At 63.6% G+C, this 20,090-nt stretch carries 21 protein-coding genes and 1 pseudogene; 3 read left to right on the top strand and 19 right to left on the bottom strand.

Features of this window, described 5'->3' with window-relative positions; translation table 11 throughout:
- Positions 1-237 precede the first annotated feature (237 nt).
- The 13 genes from JWS13_RS45330 to JWS13_RS02470 form a co-directional block, all read right to left on the bottom strand.
- Positions 238-801 carry a hypothetical protein gene (locus tag JWS13_RS45330; RefSeq protein ID WP_241032027.1) on the bottom strand — a complete coding sequence of 188 codons (564 nt, stop codon included), beginning with the start codon at positions 799-801 and terminating at the stop codon, positions 238-240.
- 397 nt (positions 802-1,198) lie between these two features.
- Positions 1,199-1,837, bottom strand: a complete 639-nt coding sequence (locus JWS13_RS02525) for a hypothetical protein (protein WP_206004350.1) — start codon at positions 1,835-1,837, stop codon at positions 1,199-1,201.
- A gap of 11 nt (positions 1,838-1,848) precedes the next feature.
- Positions 1,849-2,409: a hypothetical protein gene (locus JWS13_RS02520; RefSeq protein ID WP_206004348.1), complete on the bottom strand. Its 561-nt coding sequence runs from the start codon at positions 2,407-2,409 to the stop codon at positions 1,849-1,851.
- Positions 2,406-5,543 carry a LysM peptidoglycan-binding domain-containing protein gene (locus JWS13_RS02515; RefSeq protein WP_206004346.1) on the bottom strand — a complete coding sequence of 1,046 codons (3,138 nt, stop codon included), beginning with the start codon at positions 5,541-5,543 and terminating at the stop codon, positions 2,406-2,408. Before JWS13_RS02515 ends, JWS13_RS02520 begins: the two co-directional genes overlap by 4 nt.
- A complete protein-coding gene (locus JWS13_RS02510) occupies positions 5,540-6,001 on the bottom strand; it encodes a TadE/TadG family type IV pilus assembly protein (RefSeq protein WP_005560298.1) in 462 nt (153 codons plus the stop codon). Before JWS13_RS02510 ends, JWS13_RS02515 begins: the two co-directional genes overlap by 4 nt.
- Entirely contained in the window at positions 5,998-6,450 is a 453-nt protein-coding gene (locus JWS13_RS02505) for a hypothetical protein (protein WP_072948901.1), read from the bottom strand. Before JWS13_RS02505 ends, JWS13_RS02510 begins: the two co-directional genes overlap by 4 nt.
- Positions 6,447-6,863 carry a hypothetical protein gene (locus tag JWS13_RS02500; RefSeq protein WP_109336317.1) on the bottom strand — a complete coding sequence of 139 codons (417 nt, stop codon included), beginning with the start codon at positions 6,861-6,863 and terminating at the stop codon, positions 6,447-6,449. Before JWS13_RS02500 ends, JWS13_RS02505 begins: the two co-directional genes overlap by 4 nt.
- 190 nt (positions 6,864-7,053) lie before the next feature.
- Positions 7,054-7,311: a hypothetical protein gene (locus tag JWS13_RS02495; RefSeq protein WP_005560295.1), complete on the bottom strand. Its 258-nt coding sequence runs from the start codon at positions 7,309-7,311 to the stop codon at positions 7,054-7,056.
- A gap of 126 nt (positions 7,312-7,437) precedes the next feature.
- Positions 7,438-8,337 (bottom strand): type II secretion system F family protein, encoded by a 900-nt coding sequence (locus JWS13_RS02490; protein WP_007299973.1) that lies wholly within the window; start codon positions 8,335-8,337, stop codon positions 7,438-7,440.
- Positions 8,334-9,209 carry a type II secretion system F family protein gene (locus tag JWS13_RS02485; protein ID WP_206004344.1) on the bottom strand — a complete coding sequence of 292 codons (876 nt, stop codon included), beginning with the start codon at positions 9,207-9,209 and terminating at the stop codon, positions 8,334-8,336. The genes JWS13_RS02490 and JWS13_RS02485 overlap by 4 nt, the downstream gene beginning before the upstream one ends.
- Complete coding sequence (locus tag JWS13_RS02480) at positions 9,209-10,855, bottom strand: TadA family conjugal transfer-associated ATPase (protein WP_206004342.1); 1,647 nt, start codon at positions 10,853-10,855, stop codon at positions 9,209-9,211. Before JWS13_RS02480 ends, JWS13_RS02485 begins: the two co-directional genes overlap by 1 nt.
- Complete coding sequence (locus JWS13_RS02475) at positions 10,852-11,631, bottom strand: hypothetical protein (RefSeq protein WP_241032026.1); 780 nt, start codon at positions 11,629-11,631, stop codon at positions 10,852-10,854. The genes JWS13_RS02480 and JWS13_RS02475 overlap by 4 nt, the downstream gene beginning before the upstream one ends.
- A gap of 45 nt (positions 11,632-11,676) precedes the next feature.
- Entirely contained in the window at positions 11,677-12,384 is a 708-nt protein-coding gene (locus tag JWS13_RS02470; protein WP_109336322.1) for an SAF domain-containing protein, read from the bottom strand.
- Between the two features lie 789 nt (positions 12,385-13,173).
- On the opposite strand from JWS13_RS02470, the pseudogene JWS13_RS45920 reads away from it, so the two are divergent.
- A pseudogene (locus JWS13_RS45920) lies at positions 13,174-13,395 on the top strand (helix-turn-helix domain-containing protein); the annotation flags it as partial.
- A gap of 102 nt (positions 13,396-13,497) precedes the next feature.
- On the top strand, positions 13,498-13,956 hold the full coding sequence (locus JWS13_RS45320; RefSeq protein ID WP_241032057.1) for an MmyB family transcriptional regulator: 459 nt from the start codon (positions 13,498-13,500) through the stop codon (positions 13,954-13,956).
- A gap of 1 nt (position 13,957) precedes the next feature.
- Here the strand turns inward: JWS13_RS45320 and JWS13_RS02460 are convergent, their stop codons facing one another.
- The 4 genes from JWS13_RS02460 to JWS13_RS02445 all read right to left on the bottom strand — a co-directional run bounded on the left by JWS13_RS02460 (position 13,958) and on the right by JWS13_RS02445 (position 17,178).
- Entirely contained in the window at positions 13,958-14,737 is a 780-nt protein-coding gene (locus JWS13_RS02460) for an alpha/beta fold hydrolase (RefSeq protein WP_420854988.1), read from the bottom strand.
- Between the two features lie 83 nt (positions 14,738-14,820).
- A complete protein-coding gene (locus JWS13_RS02455; protein WP_206004334.1) occupies positions 14,821-15,447 on the bottom strand; it encodes a hypothetical protein in 627 nt (208 codons plus the stop codon).
- Between the two features lie 114 nt (positions 15,448-15,561).
- Positions 15,562-15,894, bottom strand: coding sequence for a hypothetical protein (locus JWS13_RS02450; RefSeq protein ID WP_206004332.1), 333 nt, complete (start codon positions 15,892-15,894; stop codon positions 15,562-15,564).
- A gap of 102 nt (positions 15,895-15,996) precedes the next feature.
- Complete coding sequence (locus JWS13_RS02445) at positions 15,997-17,178, bottom strand: hypothetical protein (protein ID WP_241032025.1); 1,182 nt, start codon at positions 17,176-17,178, stop codon at positions 15,997-15,999.
- 319 nt (positions 17,179-17,497) lie between these two features.
- Between JWS13_RS02445 and JWS13_RS02440 the strand changes: the two genes are divergently transcribed.
- Positions 17,498-18,100, top strand: a complete 603-nt coding sequence (locus tag JWS13_RS02440; protein WP_338050641.1) for a helix-turn-helix domain-containing protein — start codon at positions 17,498-17,500, stop codon at positions 18,098-18,100.
- A 23-nt stretch (positions 18,101-18,123) separates the two neighbouring features.
- On the opposite strand, the gene JWS13_RS02435 is transcribed toward JWS13_RS02440, so the two are convergent.
- Positions 18,124-18,480, bottom strand: a complete 357-nt coding sequence (locus JWS13_RS02435) for a hypothetical protein (RefSeq protein ID WP_206004330.1) — start codon at positions 18,478-18,480, stop codon at positions 18,124-18,126.
- Between the two features lie 436 nt (positions 18,481-18,916).
- Entirely contained in the window at positions 18,917-20,086 is a 1,170-nt protein-coding gene (locus tag JWS13_RS02430; RefSeq protein ID WP_206004328.1) for a hypothetical protein, read from the bottom strand.
- Between the last annotated feature and the right edge of the window lie 4 nt (positions 20,087-20,090).

Genomic DNA, 20,090 nt, shown 5'->3' with positions numbered 1-20,090 from the left:
AGCCAGAACGTAGCAGTGGGCTTCTCCATCACGCCCTCACTCGATCTGGCAACCAAACTCCAGCAGCAGCAACACTTCCTGATCTGAGCTACTTCGCGGACTCATTGCACAGGTCGCGACGTCGACACCGCAGTGGCGCGAGGGCATCGATCCGGGGACTCAGTCCTGCGCGTCCAGCGCCACTGAGTTTCTGACCGGACCGACGCCGCACCAACATCGAACGGAGTCCACGTCGAATCAATTGGGCGTAACCAGCACCTGCAGCTCACCGATTCGCTGTTGGTAGTTGGAGGTCAACGGAACAGGCACGACTCCACCTGCTCCGCCACCTGGCCATACTGCTGTCCAGTTCACAATCCACGCCGACGACGCCGATACGTTGTTCACGCCGCCGGGCTGCGTAATCGATGTCTTCTCGATGTGGTGACCGCATGTCGGGGATGGCAATCCACTCGGTGGGGTCAGCGGACTGGCGTCGATCAGGTCGTTGTACGGGGTGAACGGCAGAAGCGCGCCCGGGCAGATTGTCGGGAGGGACCCGTCTCCCCAGTTGATCGTGACACTCGAGTTGACAGCTGTGGCGGTCACCACGACGCCTCCCGGACCAGGGACGACACGTGTCACGGGGCCGACGGTGCTCTCCCGGATCTGATCCGGGCAAACCCACGCCCACGCGTTCTTTCCGACCAAACCGGTTCTCCCACCAGGGAAGTTGGCAGGTTCAGGGGTCCAGCACATCGGCGGCTCCTCAAGCTGCATACCGGTCACGGCTGTTCCCACCACATTCATGACCTGCGTCATGCTCACCGGAGTGGCCGGCATACCCACATCCGGACTCAGCGGAACGCAGTCCGTGAATCGGCCGCACGCCTTCAACTGCTCCCGAACCGGAGGTTCCTTAGGAGCGGCCACGACGTCACCACCACCACCGTATCCAGACCCACCGCCGCCCGTCCCCACTGCACTCGCCCCTGAGGAGCCGCCGGAGCCAGGCGACGCCGAAGGTACCTGGACGTAGCTGCCTTGAACGACAATGTTCGCACCCAGATTTCCGGAACCTGGAGCGACGTCTATTCCTCCAGAACCGAAGCCGGGTTGTCCAAGCGCTGAGTGTGGCGACGCAACCAGGCTCCCCAGAACGAGCGCGCCGATCACGGCCGCATGAAAACGACGACGATTTGGCATGTGTTCTCCTTGGTTATGGTGCATCGCACGGCGCGTATCGGGCTGCTGCATCGCTGGTGACTCGCCAGCCGTTTGCATCGGGCCACTCCGCATTCCGGACGGTCAACTGGGCGAGCACAAACTGCGGCCGGTTGACGTCGTAGGCGGGACTACCGTCTGATTTCGTCCAGGTCATACCGGAGATGTCGGTGCAGGCGCGCACGTGGACCCAGGCGGGCCCGGAGATAGCCTTGCCGTCGTCGCCTACAGGTATGCCGGCGTCGGTGATCTTCGCATCGACAACCTTGACGTCGCCCGCTCCGACCACGTTCTGCGATCGACGCAGGGTGATATCTCCCCGCCAGCTATCCAGCACGGGACCACCGGCAACGGTGTCGAGCTGCTCAATCGGCGCAGCGGCATCGCCATCAAGCTTGCCCACGACAGCGTAAAAGTCATTGACCTTCGCAAGCGCCTGTTCCCGTGCCAACTCGTCAGGAGTCTTGTTCGACGTGTCCGCCCCGTCGGGACCCTCGAACGCCGGGTCACCGGTGACAGTGAGCTCTACCGCCGGATCCGCCGCGTCGTTGTCGGAGCAGGCGGTCACGCCGACCAATAGGGTCGTCGCAGCCAAGGCAGCGACGGCGGTTCGGCGGATGGTGGTGTGTGCCATAGTCGTATCTCCTAGAAGAGTCCGGCATTGCAGGGCGTACCGGGCAGTGTGTAGTCGGCTGTGACTCTCCATCCTGCTGGGTCGGGCCAAGCGGTGTTCGTCAGGATCGGCTTCCCGAGCTCGAGAACGTCGGTAGCGCGGGCGAGGCAGACGTCCATCTCGATGGTCGCGGTGCCGGGCGTAGGGATGCCGTTTTCGTCGATCGGGATGTTGTGGCGGGTGATGGTGTTCTTGAGAACCTTGACCTCGCCTGCGTCCGCCTCGATGCGATGCGCGGTGATGTCCCGCTTCGTCGATTGGAGGAAGTTGCCGGCCGCGACATTGTCGAGATCTGCGGGGTTGGCGGCGGGATCGGCACTCAGACGCGCGAGCACCGTGTAGTACTCGTTGACCTTCACCAGTCCGGCTTCACCGGCCTGTTGCTCGGGGGACTTTCCGGAGCCGGGCGGCCCGGTGAACGTGGGTCCGGCGTTGGTTTCGAGGGTGACCGGTTCTGGGGTCAGTATGCTGCAGCTGGCTGTCAGGCACATAGCAGCAGTGAGTGTCGCCAGTGCGGCGATGCGGCGCGTCATGATGCTGCTCCGATCCGGTAGTGGCTCCCGTAAGTGGAGTCGAGCTGACTCAAAAGCATCTTGGTTTCGTGTTCGGGCTCTTCTTCAAGGGCGTCGAGCTCGGTGATCATGCGATCGATCAACCTTTGGGTGGTCTCGGTGTCACCCGAGAAGTGGGTGGCGATGATCACCGCACGCCAGCACCCTTCGTGGACGATGTCGACCTCGAGGCCCGTCTCCGCGGCGACGTGTGCAGCCGCGAGGTCCTGGGGAACTTGTTGGCCGCGGATGTAGCGGGTGGCGAGCTCCTCGGCGACGTCGGCAACGGCGGAGATCATGTCTTGCTTGGTGTGGTCGGCCCACCCGTAGGCGGTGGGGTCATCGCTACTGAAAGGTTGACCGGTGACCAGAGCTAGTGCGGCGGATAACCGGGCGGTGTCGACGTCAGCGGGATGGGAATTGACGAGTTCCTGCCAGTAGTCCCAGTCGGTCGTGACGGCGTCGTGGAGCCGTTGCGGGGTCCGGCCGGTTCGATCTCCGGACTTGATGAGGGCGGGTTCACCGGTCTCGGTGTCACCGAGCCACTTACGCAGGCGAGAGAGCGCTTCGTTGCGGCGCCGGCGGAGCCGGGCCTTCGCTTCTTTCTCCTGCTCGGCTGTGCCGGTTCTGGCGGCTTCGACGTCATGGGGCCAGATTTTGCTGTCGATGTCCGCGGCGAGGACTCCGCCATCAGTGGTGATGAGAAGCGCGGCGATTTCGGTCAGGCTCTTCTCTCGGCCTTCGGCCGGCCCTGGTGACGGGGGTGTGACGGCGGGTTCGCCGAGCAGCCTGATCCAGATGTGATCCGCCTCCGGCAGCTCGCCTTCTGCGGTGACCTCATCCGAATCGGACGGCTCTGGTCGGTCGACGGCATGGTCGAGGTCCTCGTTCCCGACCACGCTGAAGGTTGCGGGATCGGAGCTGGTTATGAACTCGTCGGTCGAGATGTCGTTGTCGAGACGGGCTGCTTCCCATCGAATGTCAGGGTTATCGCCCTTGTGGGCAACGCGAGGTTCGCGTGAGGTGGTGGTCAGTAGGTCTAGGACAGACGCGTAGCTCTCCTCATCGAGGGTGGTCACTGTGATGCCGGCCGACGCGATTCCTGGACGAGCAAGGACGGCCGAGCCGTTGTCGTCGACCTCGAGGGTCCATTTGGCGTTGGTATGTGCGCTCTCGGTGGTCACTGCGGCGAACGCGATTCGGGGTGCGTGCCGTGCGATGTCGGCGAGTAGCCCGGCCTGTGCCTCGGTCACCGGATCGGCGATCAGAACGATCTCGGGTGCGGTCAGCTCGCTGGTGGTGTACGCCGTGCGTGCCTGCGCGATTGACTCGAAGTCGTTGTCCGCGAGGATTTCGGAGTCGAGTTCGACGTGATTGGCGAGTGTCGTCAGTACCGTGTCGGCGTCCTCGGAGTGGGTGATGCGGCCGTTGTCGATTGCCTCCGGCAGGTCGGCGCAGTATCCGACGAGGTTGAGGTGGAGGCTGTCGGCGACGGGCGAGACTGCGAGCTCGACGGCGAGCGCACGCAGTACCCCGGCTGTTGCAGTCGGGGTGCCGCTGATGGCGAGGTGGCCGATCTGTTCGAAGTTGAGCAAGAGGTCGCGACCGTCGTCGCTGGTTCCGACTGCCGTCAGCGCCGGGTACGGACTGATCTCGGCCTCGGGAACGCTGCGCGGAAACGCTCTCGGATCTACTGACCAGGTGGTGTCGTCGATCTGTGTCCAAGGCGCGGGGAGTGAGACCTGTTCGACGAGTCCGAGCTCGATGTCGTTGTCACCGACGAAGACCGCCAGCAGGCCCGGCAGAGCGATTCCCGTGGACCTGCAGTGGTGCGCGAGGTGTCGCAATGCGATGTCGACGTGGGTGGTGGTGAGCGGATCAGCGGCGGCCGTGAGTGCTTGCTCTGCCTGGATCGCGGTTTCGGCGGGAAGGGCGATGCGCTCGCCGCGGCGGCGGCGATGTTGTTGCTTGCGGCGACGAAGAGCGAGATGCCCGGTGAGTCCAGCTGCAGCAACCGCTGAGATTCCGAGACCGATGAACACGACGTCGGATGAGCCGTCCTCGGTATCGGTCTCTGCCGGCGCGTCATTGGTGACGAGGTCGGCAGGCATTTGAGGCTCGACGGGGTCGAGTTGCCAGTTGGGGGCGACATCCACAGGCGCGGGCGCCGGAGCGGGAGCCGGAACAGCTTCCGGAGCCGGAGCGGGAGCCGGAGCCGGAGCCGGAGCAGCATCAGCCGGCGGCACCAAGGCCGGCGCCGGCGTAGCGTCAGCCGCCGCGGAGGCGGCGGTGGGCATGATCAATTGCTGGCCGACCGTGATCAGCTCGCCAGCCGGGGTGCCGTCTGGAGTCGTGATCTCCATGAAACGCAATGGATCGCCGAGCTCGCGCTCGGCGATATCCCACAGGGTGTCGCCCTGCTTGACCGTATAGGCGCCGCGTACCACCTCGGGCTGGGATGCGGGCAGCTGTAGGGTCAGCCCTTCGGCCAGAAACCCTGGCTCGGGGACAGCAGTCCGGTTGAGGTCCAGTATCTCGGCGTAGCGGCGGCCCTCTCCGAGATGCTGCTGGGCTAATCCCCACAGGGTGTCTCCCCGCACGGTCGTCACTGTCGGCCCCGCCGGTTGTACCGCCACCCGGGTAGCCCGCGGATCCACCTGTGTCTGCGGTGACGCGCTCGGATCGTCCTGCTGCGAGTGCGGCGCGTACGGAGACGTGCTTCCCACGTCCGCAGGCTGGGTCAGGACGGGTGCGGCGGTGGCGGTTCCGGCGGTCAGGAGCAAGAGGGCGCCGCTGACGAGGAACGTCGCCGTCCGCTGTTGTGAGCGAAGAAGGCGCAGCTTCGGCGCTTTGACGCCACGCAGTGTCGCCGCGAGTTCGAGCAGAATCGGGACGGTGAAGGTGGCCCAAGCAGCCCAGCCAACAAGGGGAAGAAGGGCGATGAGAAGACTGCCGTCATCTGGACTCGCGAGCAAACCTTCGAAATCCGACCACGGTATGTCGAGCGGATTGCCGCGCAGCGCCCAGAGCGCGGCCGGGATCCCGGCGACAAGCATCACCAGGATCAGGAGGTAGCCGAGTCCGGCAAGGCGGGACCTCGCGGCGTTTGCGCTCACGGAATGTACACCTCCCCGGCGTTGGTGCGGTTGAGATTCACAGCGGCCGTACCGACGAGCAGTTTCGTTCTGGGGTATGGCAGAAGTTTCGAGTTGTAGACGATGCGGGTCGTGATCAGGAGGGTGCGCGGGCCGGTGGGGATCACGTCGCCGTCGACGCCGGCCTCGAACAGGTATCTCTTGGCGGCTGCCGTCGCGCGGACCGGGTCGACGACCGTGTCGATGCCGCGGGCGCTCACCGATCCGATGATCTGCTGACCGGCTGCTCGGGCAGCGTCCTCGGCGACGTTGTCGGCTCGCTGGTCGGCGGTGAGCATGCCGCCACCGTCGACGATCAGTCCCCAGACGAAAAAGATCAGGACGGGGGCGAAGACCACCGTCATCAGGGTGACGGCACCCTTGTCGCGGTGCTCCTCCGGCAGGCGGGAGGCGAGTCGCTTACGCAGGGCGTTGGTCATCGTGTGCGCTCCCGGTAGGTATCGATCGGCGAGATTGCGGTAGCGGTGACGGTGCGGGCACCATTGACTCCGGGCCATCCAAGAGCGTCGAAGGAGACCTGGCAGGTCACGGTGACCTCGACCGTGGCGGGGACACCAGGTCTGGTGCGGAATCCGCTGGTATCGGCGTTGACGTTCATGGTGGCGCACTTGAGACCTTGTCCGTCCATGCTGCCGGCCGCTGCTTGGTACGCCAGCGGAGTGGCCGTGGCGATGGTGCGGGCGAGTGAGGCTGCACGGGCGCCCTCGGTGGCGGCGTGTTCAACCTTCTGGTGCGCCTGTCGGTTGACGCCGTACGCATACATCCAGCCCAGGAGCAAGATCAGGATGACGACTGCGAGGCACAGCTCGATCGTGACGTCGCCCCGGTCATCTCGGCGGGCGCGGGATATCCATCGGGTGAGTCTCATCCGATTCCTCCCGGGTTGGTGACGCGTTCAGTCGGCTTGGTGTGGTTGACGACGATGGGGAATTCGAGACCCGGGACGAGGGAAGGGGCCTTTCCGGTGATGTTGACGGTTGTTTCGCGGATGTTCTTGCTGACGAGGACAACCGGGATCTGCAGGTCACCGGTGCCTGCCTGGGTGATGCAGGCGTAAGCGGCAGCTGTTCCGAGCGCTTGGTTGCCGTACTGGGATCTCGTGTTCTTCAGTGCCTTTTCGGCGCAGCTGTTGGCGACGTCGCGGCCGTGGAAGAACAGAGCGGTTTGCAGCAGGACCGAAAAGATCAGAAGGAATGCGACCATCGCGATGACCGTCACGAGCGTCGCCGGGCCTCGGTCATCGCGGCGCCATCGGTCGATCAACTGTTCCAGTGTGACCATGGTCTGCTTTCCGATAGTTGTTGGACGGCTGGCTTTTCAGGACGGAATAGGGATATACGGCCACGGCCAGGAATCGATTCCGAGCTGCACAAGCACCGCAGCGACCGCCACCATCGCAGCGGCCTGGAAGACCCTCACGAGGTATGTCACGTACTCACCGTCTCTCCAATCGATGCAGCGCTGTCTGATTTCAGTCGGGGATCGCGTTTGCGCGGGACATGATCTTGCGGACGACGATCGCACCGGCTGCGGCGGCGGCGCCGACAACCAGGACGGCCAGGAAGACGTACTCGAGGGTGGAGGGTCCGCGGTCTGAGTCTTTGCCGCCGGCGCGGTGGAGGAGGGTGCCGGCCAGTGCGGCGACGAACATCATCGTGAGGGTGATGTAGGAGGTCACGGCCTCGCGGGCGGTGCGCCGGGTGGCGGTAGCGACGGTGGTGATGCTCATGGTGGGCTCCTTGTGTTTGGTCGATGTGTAGCAGGTGAGCTGGACTGGATGATCGTGACCGGCCAGGCTCGGCGGTCTGGGCGTCTCGCTCCTTTCGCGGCGGCGGCGGCGCACCATCGAATCGGACTAGCCGGTGATGATGGTCAGTGCCGGGATGAGCAGCAGCATGATGAACAAGCCGGCGAGTCCGGCCAGCGGCATAGCCAGCTTTTCGGTGGCCTCCGCTGCCGCACCTTGTTCTGCGCTGGCCTGAGCGGATCGCAGGCCCGCGGCCTTTGCCCGCAGTGATGCGTAGACGGATGCGCCTTTGTCTCCGGTCATGTTCATGATGTCGGCCAGGTCGCCCAGCTCGGTCAGGCCGAGCTCATGGGAGACGCGTGTCAGGGCATTCCACGGGGCTTCGCCGGAGCGCCCGGCTTCGTACAGTTCCTCGTCGAGGCGCAGGAACACCCATGAATCTCCCACCTGCGCAGCGCGCTCGAGGCTCTGGGTGGTGCCGATGCCACCGCGTCGGCACAGCGCGACGAGATCGATGTAGGAGCTCAGCGCCTGCGCGAATTCGGCTCGTGCCGCGGTTGCCCGGCGTCGGATCTCGATGTCGGGGATGAGGAAGAGCAGGAAGGCGGTCGCAATCGACAGGATGGCCGGGATGGACCATCCCAGGCCGACCCCGAATGCAGTCAGGACGAGGTTGAGGAAGGGGAAGATGAGCAGTCCGAGCAGTGCTGCGACGAGCTTTTCCCCGAGTACGTGGGCGGGATCTCGGTGCAGCAGGGCGAGATCGGCGTTGGGGAGCGTGAAGAATTTACTGTCCTGTAGGTAGGGGTGGACCCGGATGCCGAGTTTGTTCGCCATCCCGTCGATCAGGGAGGTTCCGGCTGTCGACGTGCGCTCCGGGGCCGGTCCGGACAGGCGCGACATGGCATCGCTGAGTGCGGGTTGTGCGCGCATGAAGTAGAGGGCGACCAGGTAGATGCCGATTGTTCCAACGCTCGTGTAGAGGATGACCGTCATCTGAATGCTCATCGCTGCGCTCCTACGAGGTCGGTGCGGTTGACGCGATCATTGGTGCCGATAATGCGGGGGTAGGTCGGCGGTTTGGTGGCCTGCTTCATCCAGTACAGGTCGGCCGCGAACAGGGTCAGCAGGATCAGTAGCACGATCTGCATTCCGCCCGACTTGTACGGTTCCATGAAGTTGGTGAACAGGAACGCTGCCGCGAGTGTTGTGATCGCGATGATGGTGACCCATTTCGCCTGTGTACGGCTGGATTTGCGGTCGGCCTCGGTGCGGCGTCGGCGCGCGACCATGTCACCGACGTCTTCGGCGAGGCCTTCGAGCACGGCTGCAAGTCCCACGCCACGCAGTTGCATGCTCAGTAGCAAGGCGCCGCAGATCTTGTCGCCGACGCTGTCGTTGAGGTCCGATGCGAAACGTGTGATCGCATCCACCGGAGGGACGTTGTTGCGCAGGCGGCTGATGAACGCCGTGATCTCCTCCCGTAGTGCGTCCGGGATCGGAGTGGAGATGATGGTGTGCTCGATTCCCGAACCAGCCTTCATGCTGCTGGACAGGTTGCGGGCCCACTCGTCCATGGCCGCCAGCCGACTGATCTGCTGTTCTGCTTCGGGGCGGCCGAGCAGGTATGGCAAGCCGACCAGTAGCGCCGGGACCAGAAAGAGGGTGAAGAGCCAACCCGAGAGGGACGACACGACGATGCCGGCGGCGAAGCCCACGACGAGCAGGATCTGGGTGCTACGCGGGATCTTCGACGAGCTGCGGCGCCGGCGCTGACGCGTGGGCGCGGTGGGATCGCGGCGGTCTTTCCATCCCATGACGATGCAGGCGACCCCGGCGCACAGCAGCAGTACCAGGAAGATGCCGATTTGCTGATACATCACGCCACCTCTTCATCGTCGTAGAGGTCGCGTTCTTCGTCGAAGTGGCGAAGGCTGTCGCTGGGGAGGTTGATTCGCTTGAATCCGCCGGCGAGCAGCTTGCGGAGCAGAGGTTGTGGAATGGATCCGAATTCTCCTGTGCCGTCCGAGTATCCCCGGTAGATCGTGGAGAAGGACGGCTTCTTGTCGTCGCCGGGCTCGACGTAGACGACTTCGTCGACGTAGCGGACCGAGGTGCGCGACCCTTCGCCATCGACGCGGACCTTCGTGCCGAGTTGGACGATCAGGTCGATGTGCTCTGCGAGCTGGCGTTCGACGTAGTCCACCGTCGCGTTCATCGGGGGTTCGGTGGCCAGGTTCACCAGACGGTCGACTACACCGCGAGCGGTGTACGCGTGCGTAGTGGATAGCCCTCCTCTGGCCGTCTGCAGTGCCTTGAGAAGAGCGAGGATCTCGTGACCGGCGACCTCACCGACGATCATGTAGTCGAGCTGCTGTCGCACGAACTCGTACAGGATGTCCGAGAGGGTGTAGCTGCCGGCGAGCTCACCGTCTACACCGCGTTCTCCGCCGCCCAGGATTGTCTCGGCGTCGACCACGAAATCCTCGCGGCCTGGCAGTTCGTCGATGAAGAGTTCCCGTTCGGTTTCCGCGATTCCGATTCGCGTCTGCAGAGGAAGCGCATTGGCCAGTGCACGCGTGAAGGTCGTTTTTCCGAAGCCCATTCCGCCGCCGGTGACCACCGAGGCACCGCCACGGACTGCGCACGAGAGGATGGTCGCGAGCTCGATCGGCATCATCCGATGTTCGACGGCGAGCTGATCGAGGGCGATGTTCTTGAGGCGGTGGATGCGAATTGCCACCGAGGGCCGTTTGACCGAGTAGCCCATCACCGACAGTCGGTGGCCTCCGCGCATTGTCAGACGCAGTGACGGATTGAGCCGGGAGAATGGCCGGCCGCCGTTGTCGGCGCGTGAGGCCAGCAGTCCCATCCACTCGAGGAGTTCCTCGGGGGTGTCGACCACTGGGTCGCGGTGTTCATAGTGTCCGTCGGGAAACTTGACGTAGACGGCCGCGCCGTTGAGGAAGATGTCGGTGACGTGCGGCTCTTCGACGAGTTCCTGCAGCGGGCCCAGGTTGAACTGCGCGTCGAAGATGGCCTTGATCAGGGCTTCTTCTTCGACGATTGTGAAGGCTTCGCCGCCGGAGTTGATGGTCTTCTGGACGTGGTTCTTGACCAGGCCGGTGATCGTCTCACGGCCGAACTCGCGTTCTTCCTCCTCGGTGAACGGGGCGAAGTATTTGCCGGCGTTCTTCGGGTCGTGGCGCTCGCGGTCACGCGCTGACCGGTAGTCACGCAACAGTTCCGCAGCTTCTTTCTGCAGAGCGCGGACCAGGGCGCGATCGACCTTGGCCTTCGCGGCCGGCGGCACGGACCGTCGCGCAGTGCCGCTGTGCCCATTGGTGCTGGCCGGTGGCAGTTCGTGTAGGCGAAGCGATCGAAACGGATCGGTATCGGGGAGCGTGATTTCCGATACCGAACTGCGGCCCCCACCTGCGAGGTCGGCGTCCGGGATCGGGGCTGAGAAGAAGGGAAGTTCCGTGATCTTGTTCTGCGGAGGCTGAGTCGCGTCTTCGGAGTTCATCGACGTTCTCCTGTCAGTGTCGGCAGCGCAGCATTGAGCGCAGGACCGGACTTCCAGTCCGCCTGATGGCTCACCGCGAATTTGGTGATCTTCGGCCAGGTACTGCGGTGGAGGGTGTGCAGGTAGATCGAACGGCGACGGCGCCATTTGCTGATGGACAACCCATCCGAGAAGACCTTGGCGTCATCGGAGTCGGGCAGGACCGCGATCACGTCAAGACCGGTGACTTTCGTGACTTCCTCTGCGTTATAGGGGGACTCACCGATCAGGATCAACCCCAGACTTGCCCGTGATTGCACCGCGGAGAGCTGCTGTCGCAGGGCGTTCTGCGAGGCGCGTAACGCTGCGATTGCCGTTCGCTCAGTGCGGGTGACGATTGCGATCGTTGTCGCGTTGACGATCAGTTCGACCGGAGCGCCTCGTTGCCCGATCCGGCCGGCGTCGACGATCACGTTGGTGTCGTCGACGCTCAATCCGGCCAGGTGGACACCCAACGGTCCCCACACGGGCCGCATCGCATCTGCCTGGGCGGAGTGGACCAGCCCCGGGAGCAATGACACCGACGATTCCGGGACCTGGATGAGTTGCTCGGTCAGAGCAGCCTTGAGGCGCCCGTGACGATTCGCGTCGACGAGATTGATCAAGGAACGATCGTGATAGTGGTTTCCGAGCATGTATCCGGCCAGGACCGGCGAGGACCCGATGGCATCCGCTTCGACGAGCAGAGTCCGGTCGGTCGGTGAGTTCAGGGCCAGGGCGAGCGCCGTAGTGCTCACACCGGGTGAGCGTGAGGCGGATGTCAGTGCGAGAAACATCGCCGATCACCGCACTCGGTTGTCGAGGACGATCGCGACACGCTTGGTTGCGCCGCGGGCGGCGACCCAGTTGGCCTCTGCCTCGGGCACGAGCAGGTTGAGCGTTGTCTCGCCGGCTTCGGGGATCTCCTTGGTGGAGTACACCTGCGCCTTCGTGTTGATCGGGCCCTGTACGGGCGGGTCGTCCTGGTCGCGTGGTGTATCCACGACACGGACCATGTCACCGGGGACGATCGGCTCGGAGGGGAGGTGGCTGTAGCTCACCGTGATGCCGACCATCGTGAGGCCTTCCCCGGGAACAACCTGATCGGTGATCGCGGACGGGAGCAGGACGGTGCCGGCCGGCAACCGGGTGCTGGCACTCATTCCTACGACGCGGCCGCGTTCGCTGGCGGGCAGCGCCCCGAGATCGGCATCGACGTTGACCGATTTGGCGGCCAAGTCCTTGGACTCGATGGTCTCGCCTTGCTGCACCTCGTTCGTCAGGACGAGCACATCGGTGGTTGCGCGCATCGCGTTGACCGCGGTGAGCATGCCGATCACTGCCACCACGACGAGTGCGACACCGATCGCCAGGTAAATGGGGCGTCGACGGACGCGCGCGCGGGTATTCAGATCGGGTGGGTCGTCCTGATCTGCGCCGTTGTGCGCCGGGGGCAGGTCATCCCCGGACGAGCGGAGCTTGTCGATTTTCTTGGTCAGCAGGGATGCCATGTGGTGGTCCTTCACAGTGGACGTGTGGAGATATCGGACACTTTCGTACGGCGAACAGTAGAGAGCGACCTGGACAAGTTCGCGCAAAGCTCCGACGGACTGGTGACGCCATCCGGTGCGACTGGTCCGGTGCGTGTGAGGGCGCCGCTGGGCGCGTGAACCAGCTGCGTTGCGTGGCGGATTTCGGTGGGGCGGCGACCGTGTTGCTTGTCATGGCAGTAGTGCACGCCGCTACGTTTTCGCCGGAATGTACATGGAAATCTTTGCGTCCAGCGATATCCCGACCTAGGGTGCCCGAAGCGACGGTTCCGACCATCCGGTGTTGGGCAAACTGCGCGGCATGCCGTTGACCGACTACTTCCATTGCCCCGTATAGACAGTCAGGTTCGAAATCGTCTTTGTAAACATTCCTGCGGTCCGTTTCGGGAGTCTCTGTTTGGGCCGACCATCGCCTCAGCACGACTAGCGATCCGTGCCGCGCGACGTCGAGCACGAGTAGCCGAATGCCAAGCACCGTCCCCGTCGATCGCACACGTGAACCCCATTGTGCTGCACGTGGCATAAACGCTTTCCCCTCCGCAACCCGCCTGGGCCCTCCCCCTCGGCGCGACTGTCGACCCGCACTCGTCTGCCTGCCACGCAGCTGTGAGTCTTCTGGGAAAACATTCCATCAGGTCCGGAACTGCGTTGTCCAGCAGGGGGGTAACACTCAAGAGTGTTACCTACAAGGCTTGACATTCCCCGGGAGTAGGGTAAGGCCGCTGTATTCGCTATCGGAAAGGCCAAGCAATGGACTCGATCAGTCCGCCGAGTCTCGGTGATTTCATTCGTGCTCGGCGCACCCGGGCAACGCCGAAGCACCCGGATGGTATGACTCGGGCCCAACTGGGCGAAGAAATCTATTTGAGTGTCAGCTACATCGCGCGGCTGGAAGGAAACGTTAAGGACGCGAGTCCTTCTCCACAGGTTCTCGACGCCACCGCCAACGCACTCTGTCTCGATGATGCAGAACGTCGGCACCTTTTCAATCTGGCACGGCGAACACAGACCGAGCGTGAGGACACCACGACACCCTGGACGATCGCCGACTATCGGACACTGATTACCCCGGACATGAAGACCGCCATCGCGGCGCTGAACCCGCACCTGGTGGCGTACCTCGACGAACGCTGGAACGTCATCGACTGTAACTCGGCGTACGACAAGGCGTTCCCTGGACTGGTCGACGAGGGAAACGTGTTGCGCTGGTTCTTCTCGACTCCGGCATCAATGAAGGTCATGGTGGAGTGGGAGGCGGAAGCCGCCTTGACCGTCAGCTGGTTCCGCGCGCTGATGGGTCGCTACTACAACCCCGACTGGGCGGTGGAAACCCTCGAAGAGTTGAGCGCGTTCCCTCTCTTCCGCGAACTGTGGTCACGCGAAGAAATCCGGTTCGGCCGGCACCAGCCGTTCATGCACCTCCGCGACGCCGAGACTGGTGAGCATTACAGCGTGCACGTGCAGGTCCACGCGGAGATGCGGGGCAAGTATCCGCTGCAGATGTACCTCGGAGTGCGCCTCCCCGCCTCCTGAACTAGCGGAGCGCCTTGACGAACGCAGTGATCGCCGCGTTGACCGGCTCGGGGTGTGTCCAGTTTGCGGCATGGCCGGCGACCGGGATCGTGACAACTGGCGCAGCACCAGGAAGACCTGCTTTGAGCTCGTCCGCCTTCTCTGCGGGCGCTGACAGGTCATTTTCCCCACGGATGATCAACGCCGGAACATCAATGTCGGAGAGTCGGTCCACGACGTCGTCGCGTTCGATAAGGCACTCCGCGGCTGGCCGGACAGCCATGCGATCGCTGCTGTTCCATTTGCTGATCCACGACGTCCAATCCGCAGGTTCTCCACCGATCAGTTGGGGGGCAAGTGCGCTGGTGAGCGGTTCGAGTGGCTCTGTGCTGCACCATTGATCGAACAGGACGCGGTATCCGGACTTCTGCTCGGGCGTACAGGCTGAGGCTTCCGTGTCGAGCAAGATCAGAGCCGTCGTGCGCTCCGGTGCGAGGAGTGCTGTGCGCAGCGCGGTATAGCCGCCCTGGGACATGCCCCCGATGATTGCCTTCTCGACGCCGAGGTCGTCGAGGACGGCGAGGGCGTCGCGTGCGAGGTCCCAGTATGTGAACGGCATACCCGCATCGGTAGTCTTTCCGTGGCGGCGCGCATCCCAGGTCACAACCCGGAGGTCCGGGGATAGATCGCGCACCTGGGGCGTGAACATGGATGAGTCCATGAAGAACCCGTGCCCGAGTAGAAGTACGGGCCCCTCTCCCCCACTGTCGGTGTAAAAAATGTCGGCGTCGGGCGTTGTCACTGTCGGCACGTAGCCGATCCTAGGGTGAGGTGACTATCCCCGGTCCAGGCGAGTCTCAAGGAGCGCTGTTGCCAGTGCCCCTTTCAGAGGTTGCCGCTCACTCTCAACAAGACCCTCTCGCCACAACCTGCGGAGACTATCGACGCGTTCTGCCGAGTGTCCGTGATCGGTGGGGCTTCTCCCGTTCGAGGGCCGCCCGCGACTGGGTGCGTTCGGTTCGTCCACTCGGTCAGAGCGCGGGCGATCCAGCATCGCGCTACCGCGGAGTCCGCCGCACAGGCGGCGAGGGACTCGAATGCCAGCGCTATCGCGACTGTGAACTCGGGGTGCGTTTCGTCGATGCATTCGAGTGCGATGTCGTTCGCCGCCGAAAGTGCCAGATAGGTTGCCTCTGAACTGGTTACGGCCGAGCTGTGGGCCAATCTCTCCGTGGCCTCGTACGCCGCCCGCCACGCGTCGGGGCTGAGCGCCTTCGTTTCCGATGTTCGGCACATACCGGCGACGCGCTCAAGTGCGTGGAGTACATCGTCGCCGGCGGCCGGGAGCCTGCCGGTCAAGCCCCAGTTTGAGTCGAGCACGTCGGCGAACCAGCACCAGCGAGCGAACTCGGGCGCGTCTTCGAGCGCGAGTTCAACGGTTCCGGACGCCAGCTGCATCACTGCATCGGCGACCGACATCTCGTTGAGAGCGGAAGAAAATAACTCATGCATGATCGTTTCCCGTCTCCGTGTCCCGCGAGTGGGACGTGAGGGTCAAGCGCAGGGTTGAAACCTGTTGTGGTAATTGCCAAACGCCGCGCTGTGCACAACCGAGCCCGACCAAGGTCAGAGCGTTGTCAACCAGCACTCGACGGCGCGCCTGGCAGCGTCGGTTGGATCGGCGAGGTCGACCACAGTGGTGGCATCGACCCCCTCGGTGCGCTCCCAGCTGCCGTCGTCTCGTTGGTGGTCGACGATGGACCAGATTTCGACCGTGGCTCCATGCTCACCGCGGGTGATGAGCCGAAGAGCTGGGGAAAATCCAGGGCAGAGGTTGCTGAGGGCGATGTATGTGCGGTCCTCGTCAATGGCGAGGTCGAGGTCGTGGTGATCGTTCGCGTCGTGAGCGGCCGCAATGAACGCCGTGTGGAAGTCCTCGGGGATTTCTATCAGGGCCATTGGGTCTGGTCTCCTTCAAAAGGGTCGAGATCGGGGGTGCAGAGCAATGCCTCACACGGTCGCCGGCGTCAACAGGTATCAGCGAACTGGAACAAAGCCTGCCTAGTTCCTAGTCGGGGTGCCGATGCCTGTTCGGCGAGGCGATGCCATCGTTGACGCGAAGGGGTGCCACCCCGACGACAGCCGCCATCGCTCATCTGAGTCAGGCCAGTTCTGCTCGGCACCTACGGCTCTCGTTGAACCCGACCGGCAGGCCGGCCGCCATAGCTTCGAGCGCTGGGATAGCGGCCAGCTCCCTGGCACCCCACCTTCCGGCGCTGAACGAGCACAGTCGATCGTTGCCTCGTGGAACTGTGCGCTTGCCGTGAAGGCGCCGGTCCAGCGGCGCCTGATCGCACTCACTCGGTTGGCGGAAGCCCGCGCAGGCGCGTTCACCCTGGAGCCGGCGGGCGACTGTGACTCGGCGGCATCCGACGTAGCTGCTGTTTCTCGCGGAGAGTCAGAATCGGGTGCGTCTGTCAGATCGGCCGCGGCAGCGACTGCGGCAGTCTCGCCCTTTCCACGCTCCCCCGTAGGCGCGTCGGTCGGGGTCGACGTCTTCGCCGTGGAATCGGAACCGGCGACGTCCCTCTGGACGAGAGCTCGGCGGTACCGGCTCAGCTCCGTCACGGCCGAGTCGTACTTGATTGCGAGCTTGTCCGCGAGGAGGCTCGGTGACCAGCGCTGCTCGTAGGCCATCCGAATGATTTCTCGTCGTTCGCAGTTGCGCATGGGGACTTGTTCGCCGCTCAAGCGACGAACGATGACGACCTCGTCGGCCGCGACCGCTCCCGTGGCCCGCTCGCGCTCGTGACTACGCGCCTTAGGATTGTCGATCTCGTCGTCGTCCCATCCCAGGGGCGGCACCAGCCCTTCTGCGCGTGCTTGTTCACGGAGGTCGGCGTCGGGTCCGGGGCGCATGGAAAGCTCGTCGTAGATCTCGTCGACCGCTTCCCACAGCTCGCTCGGGATGAGACCTTTTTCCGGCATCGAGGTGACGACGTCAACCTCGACGTTCAACCGGTGAGCGAGGCTCGGATCGCCGTAGCCCATGGCGTTGAGTGCGCGCAGTCGGCGGCGAGCCCCCACTGCTGGGGTCAGATCACGCCCACGGCTCGGGTGAAAAGTTATCGAGAGGATCGCGTCCGCGATGGCGGAGGTGGTCGTGCGCGTCGAAGTGCTCCTCAGCGACCGGATTGTCGCGACCGGCACAGAGGCCAGGTCAGCGATCAGAGCGGTCGTCATGCCGGCGCACATCAGGGCGTTGATGTGGTAGCGCACATCAACCGTGTCGACAGATGTATCGACGTGACGGGCAGGTGTCCAAGCCTGCCCGTCACGTCCCCCTAAACCCGACTGTCGCGATGTCTGGAACCACCCGTCGTCGCGACTGGGCAAAGCAGACCGGGCGGGGAATCCGGCTGCATTCAGTCTAGCTAGCTGAGTGGCGCATACGGACGAGCGTGCGTCGCGTCGATGCGCAGAAGTCTGGGACAAGGGTGGGGCAGCTGAAACGGTAATCGTCATCGGATGCTCTTTTCCGTTTAGCGGCTGGTCAGGCCGCATGTACGTGGGAACTGTTCGTACTCGAGCGCACCGGGTTCGAGTACAGCGAGTGATCGTCGGCGCTGCACCGCATCGCATTTACCACTGGCATTTAAACCCGGTATGCAACGATGGTATCTACATCTTCAATAGGATGTCCAGCGATGAACGGAAAATCGCAGTGAGAGCGCCCCTGAACGGCTTCAAGCCCCAGGCCCTCGAAGACGCGCGCACTACTGCCGGAATCTCGCGCGGCGACCTGTCCCGCGCAATAGGTGTCGACCCGACCACCGTCCACAACTGGGAAACCTCGCGAACGCACCCTCAGCCCGACCATCTCGCCCGGGCCGCCGAGAAGCTGGGAATACCCCTCGACCGTCTCGTCGTCGTCCCGGAGGACAGTCGGACCATCGCCGACCTGCGGAATCTCGCGGGATTGACGCAGAAGCACGTCGCAAACCGAACCGGACTCAGCACCACCACCATCGGCCGAATCGAACGGGGTGAAGGAAGCCTGTCCGATCGACACGCCACAGCACTCGCTGAGGCTCTGCACCTGGAAGAACGCACAATCCGTGACGCATTCATCCGCGCACGAAATCGACCGCTTCCTACTCGATAGCTCTGCAACAATCACCGCCGTGCTCATACACTGTCCCCGCGGCGCAACCGCTGCTGGCGGCGACGATCGATGGAGCGCCGCGCTCCGCTGAGAGCCAGAGTCGCAGCGAGCGCGAGAACTGCCACGACGATGATCAGCCGCCGAAGATCGAGGCCGGCACATTCCGTGCCAGGGATAGTCACCAACGGTGATGCCGACGCCGCAACGATGAGATCGTGAGCGAGCAGCCACGCAGTTGCCTTGGTCGACATCGCTGGAAGAGCCGCAACAAGGAGGCCCAGAATCAATGGGGCCGCCATCAACAGCGACAGTTGGTCCTCGTCGGACAGGCCTCCACTCTCTGCGGGTTGGATGGGCCGCTGAGGTTGGTTGGGGTGCATGGGATCTCCTCCTGATTGGGCTTCTATCTGGAGGAAGATCCGTTCGAAGAGGCTTGTGTGACAGACTGCGGCGTTCCTTTTGAACAAGTCCTGTGCCCACTCATCCGACACGGCGCCGGGCGCTGCCACGATGTCGCCGCGCCGCGGAGTGCAGGCCCGTCAGCCCGGAGACTGGAAGCGGTTCGGTGAACCGGTGCACCAACAGTTCGCCGACATCCAGGTCGTCGGCCGAGTCGATTCCGGTATGGACGCCGTCGACCACTCGGGGAACGTCACTGCCACGTTTAGCCTGCCCGTCAATACCTAACTAAATGGCGGCTGGCTGGCAGCGCAGATCGTGCTCGGCGCCGCGAAGCAAAACACTTACCTCACGTAAGAGGGAGTCTGTACGCGAGCGTTCGCGCACCGGGAGTGTCTCGCTCCCGGCGGAGGGAAGTCAGACTCGAGTACTGCCTTTCGGTGAGAACGGAAGCAAATTCTGCCTGCTGACCGTGATCGGCTGAAGATCCCTCTGTCGACGGGGTAGATCAACGCGTACGAGGTTGACTGGCCGAAAGCCAGGGGTGGCGGAATCCCAGCCTTCATCCAAAGCCTGACGGGTGAAGTTCACTCTCACTTCCGAGATGGATCCATCGCTGCCCTTCTTCGGCAGCTCAAATGAAATCGTCCGGACTATGTTGAGAGAGTTCTGCACTGGCCCGTAGACCGAATCTAGAATCATCGCCGGGGAGAACACGCTGATGCTGCCCGACTGTCCGGTGTACCGACGGCGCGCGACATCCCATAGGGAGGACACCGCGCGTTGGATCAACAGAGCCACACCCAAGTCCTGATCCGGGAGAGTGCCGGTGGCGCTGACAAACCATTCTGGGCCCGACCGTGACCCGGGCCGCTCGGGTTTGTGCAGATACGTCAGCATCGATCCCGACGAAATCGGAATACGATCTCCACCACCCGGAGGTTCAACCTCGAAGCGGGTGCTCGGGTCGAGGTGGACCGTGCTCAAGCCGTGCTTCGCAGCGTTGTAGATGAAGGACTCCGACAAGAATCGCTCAGCGCAAAAGAGAATAAGGCTGGTCAGCGCCCCCACCGACGCCTCGAACTGGTCGTCGGTAAGGCGTACTGCGGCATCCCTCGGATCGGTGCCGCCCATGAAGACTGTAGCGACCGTGTCCCGATTCACACCGTGATGTGCGACCTCGAGGCACTTGTCCTTGAACTCACCCGGCGTCCGAGACGACGCGATACCCAACCAGGGACAATGAGGGTAATCGACGTGCGCGAAGTACATCCTCAGGAGTGTTTCCGCGGAGTGATGCAGGATCACAACAGCTTCGGACCTGACGTAGCGGACTCGCGCCTCCTCGTCCGGCGGCGGCATCGCGCCGAATTCCGCAATGCCCACACGGCGGGCAGAGCCGAACGCAGGCGCTAGGGCCGAGTCGTCACACACCATCAGTGACAACGACTCGATACGCATGCGCAAGTACTCAGCGGGATCCCCGGTATAGAAGGTTGCGTTCAGCTCAGAGAACTGTTCAGAGGCCAGCCCTGCGCGTGGTTGTTGTGCAGCGCCATTCTTTCGACTGCGCCGGGACTTTCCCAAGATT

This window comes from Rhodococcus pseudokoreensis, assembly GCF_017068395.1.
GTDB lineage: Bacteria > Actinomycetota > Actinomycetes > Mycobacteriales > Mycobacteriaceae > Rhodococcus_F > Rhodococcus_F pseudokoreensis.
The sequence above is the reverse complement of the archived record's forward strand: the minus strand, read 5'-3'. Positions and strand labels throughout refer to the sequence as shown.

Excerpts from the sequence above, each read along its gene's own strand:
- JWS13_RS45330 (WP_241032027.1), bottom strand. The coding sequence starts at position 801 with ATGACGCAGGTCATGAATGTGGTGGGAACAGCCGTGACCGGTATGCAG.
- JWS13_RS02525 (WP_206004350.1), bottom strand. The coding sequence starts at position 1,837 with ATGGCACACACCACCATCCGCCGAACCGCCGTCGCTGCCTTGGCTGCG.
- JWS13_RS02520 (WP_206004348.1), bottom strand. The coding sequence starts at position 2,409 with ATGACGCGCCGCATCGCCGCACTGGCGACACTCACTGCTGCTATGTGC.
- JWS13_RS02510 (WP_005560298.1), bottom strand. The coding sequence starts at position 6,001 with ATGACCAACGCCCTGCGTAAGCGACTCGCCTCCCGCCTGCCGGAGGAG.
- JWS13_RS02505 (WP_072948901.1), bottom strand. The coding sequence starts at position 6,450 with ATGAGACTCACCCGATGGATATCCCGCGCCCGCCGAGATGACCGGGGC.
- JWS13_RS02500 (WP_109336317.1), bottom strand. The coding sequence starts at position 6,863 with ATGGTCACACTGGAACAGTTGATCGACCGATGGCGCCGCGATGACCGA.
- JWS13_RS02495 (WP_005560295.1), bottom strand. The coding sequence starts at position 7,311 with ATGAGCATCACCACCGTCGCTACCGCCACCCGGCGCACCGCCCGCGAG.
- JWS13_RS02490 (WP_007299973.1), bottom strand. The coding sequence starts at position 8,337 with ATGAGCATTCAGATGACGGTCATCCTCTACACGAGCGTTGGAACAATC.
- JWS13_RS02485 (WP_206004344.1), bottom strand. The coding sequence starts at position 9,209 with ATGTATCAGCAAATCGGCATCTTCCTGGTACTGCTGCTGTGCGCCGGG.
- JWS13_RS02480 (WP_206004342.1), bottom strand. The coding sequence starts at position 10,855 with ATGAACTCCGAAGACGCGACTCAGCCTCCGCAGAACAAGATCACGGAA.
- JWS13_RS02470 (WP_109336322.1), bottom strand. The coding sequence starts at position 12,384 with ATGGCATCCCTGCTGACCAAGAAAATCGACAAGCTCCGCTCGTCCGGG.
- JWS13_RS45320 (WP_241032057.1), top strand. The coding sequence starts at position 13,498 with ATGAAGACCGCCATCGCGGCGCTGAACCCGCACCTGGTGGCGTACCTC.
- JWS13_RS02455 (WP_206004334.1), bottom strand. The coding sequence starts at position 15,447 with ATGCATGAGTTATTTTCTTCCGCTCTCAACGAGATGTCGGTCGCCGAT.
- JWS13_RS02450 (WP_206004332.1), bottom strand. The coding sequence starts at position 15,894 with ATGGCCCTGATAGAAATCCCCGAGGACTTCCACACGGCGTTCATTGCG.
- JWS13_RS02445 (WP_241032025.1), bottom strand. The coding sequence starts at position 17,178 with ATGACGACCGCTCTGATCGCTGACCTGGCCTCTGTGCCGGTCGCGACA.
- JWS13_RS02440 (WP_338050641.1), top strand. The coding sequence starts at position 17,498 with ATGTACGTGGGAACTGTTCGTACTCGAGCGCACCGGGTTCGAGTACAG.
- JWS13_RS02435 (WP_206004330.1), bottom strand. The coding sequence starts at position 18,480 with ATGCACCCCAACCAACCTCAGCGGCCCATCCAACCCGCAGAGAGTGGA.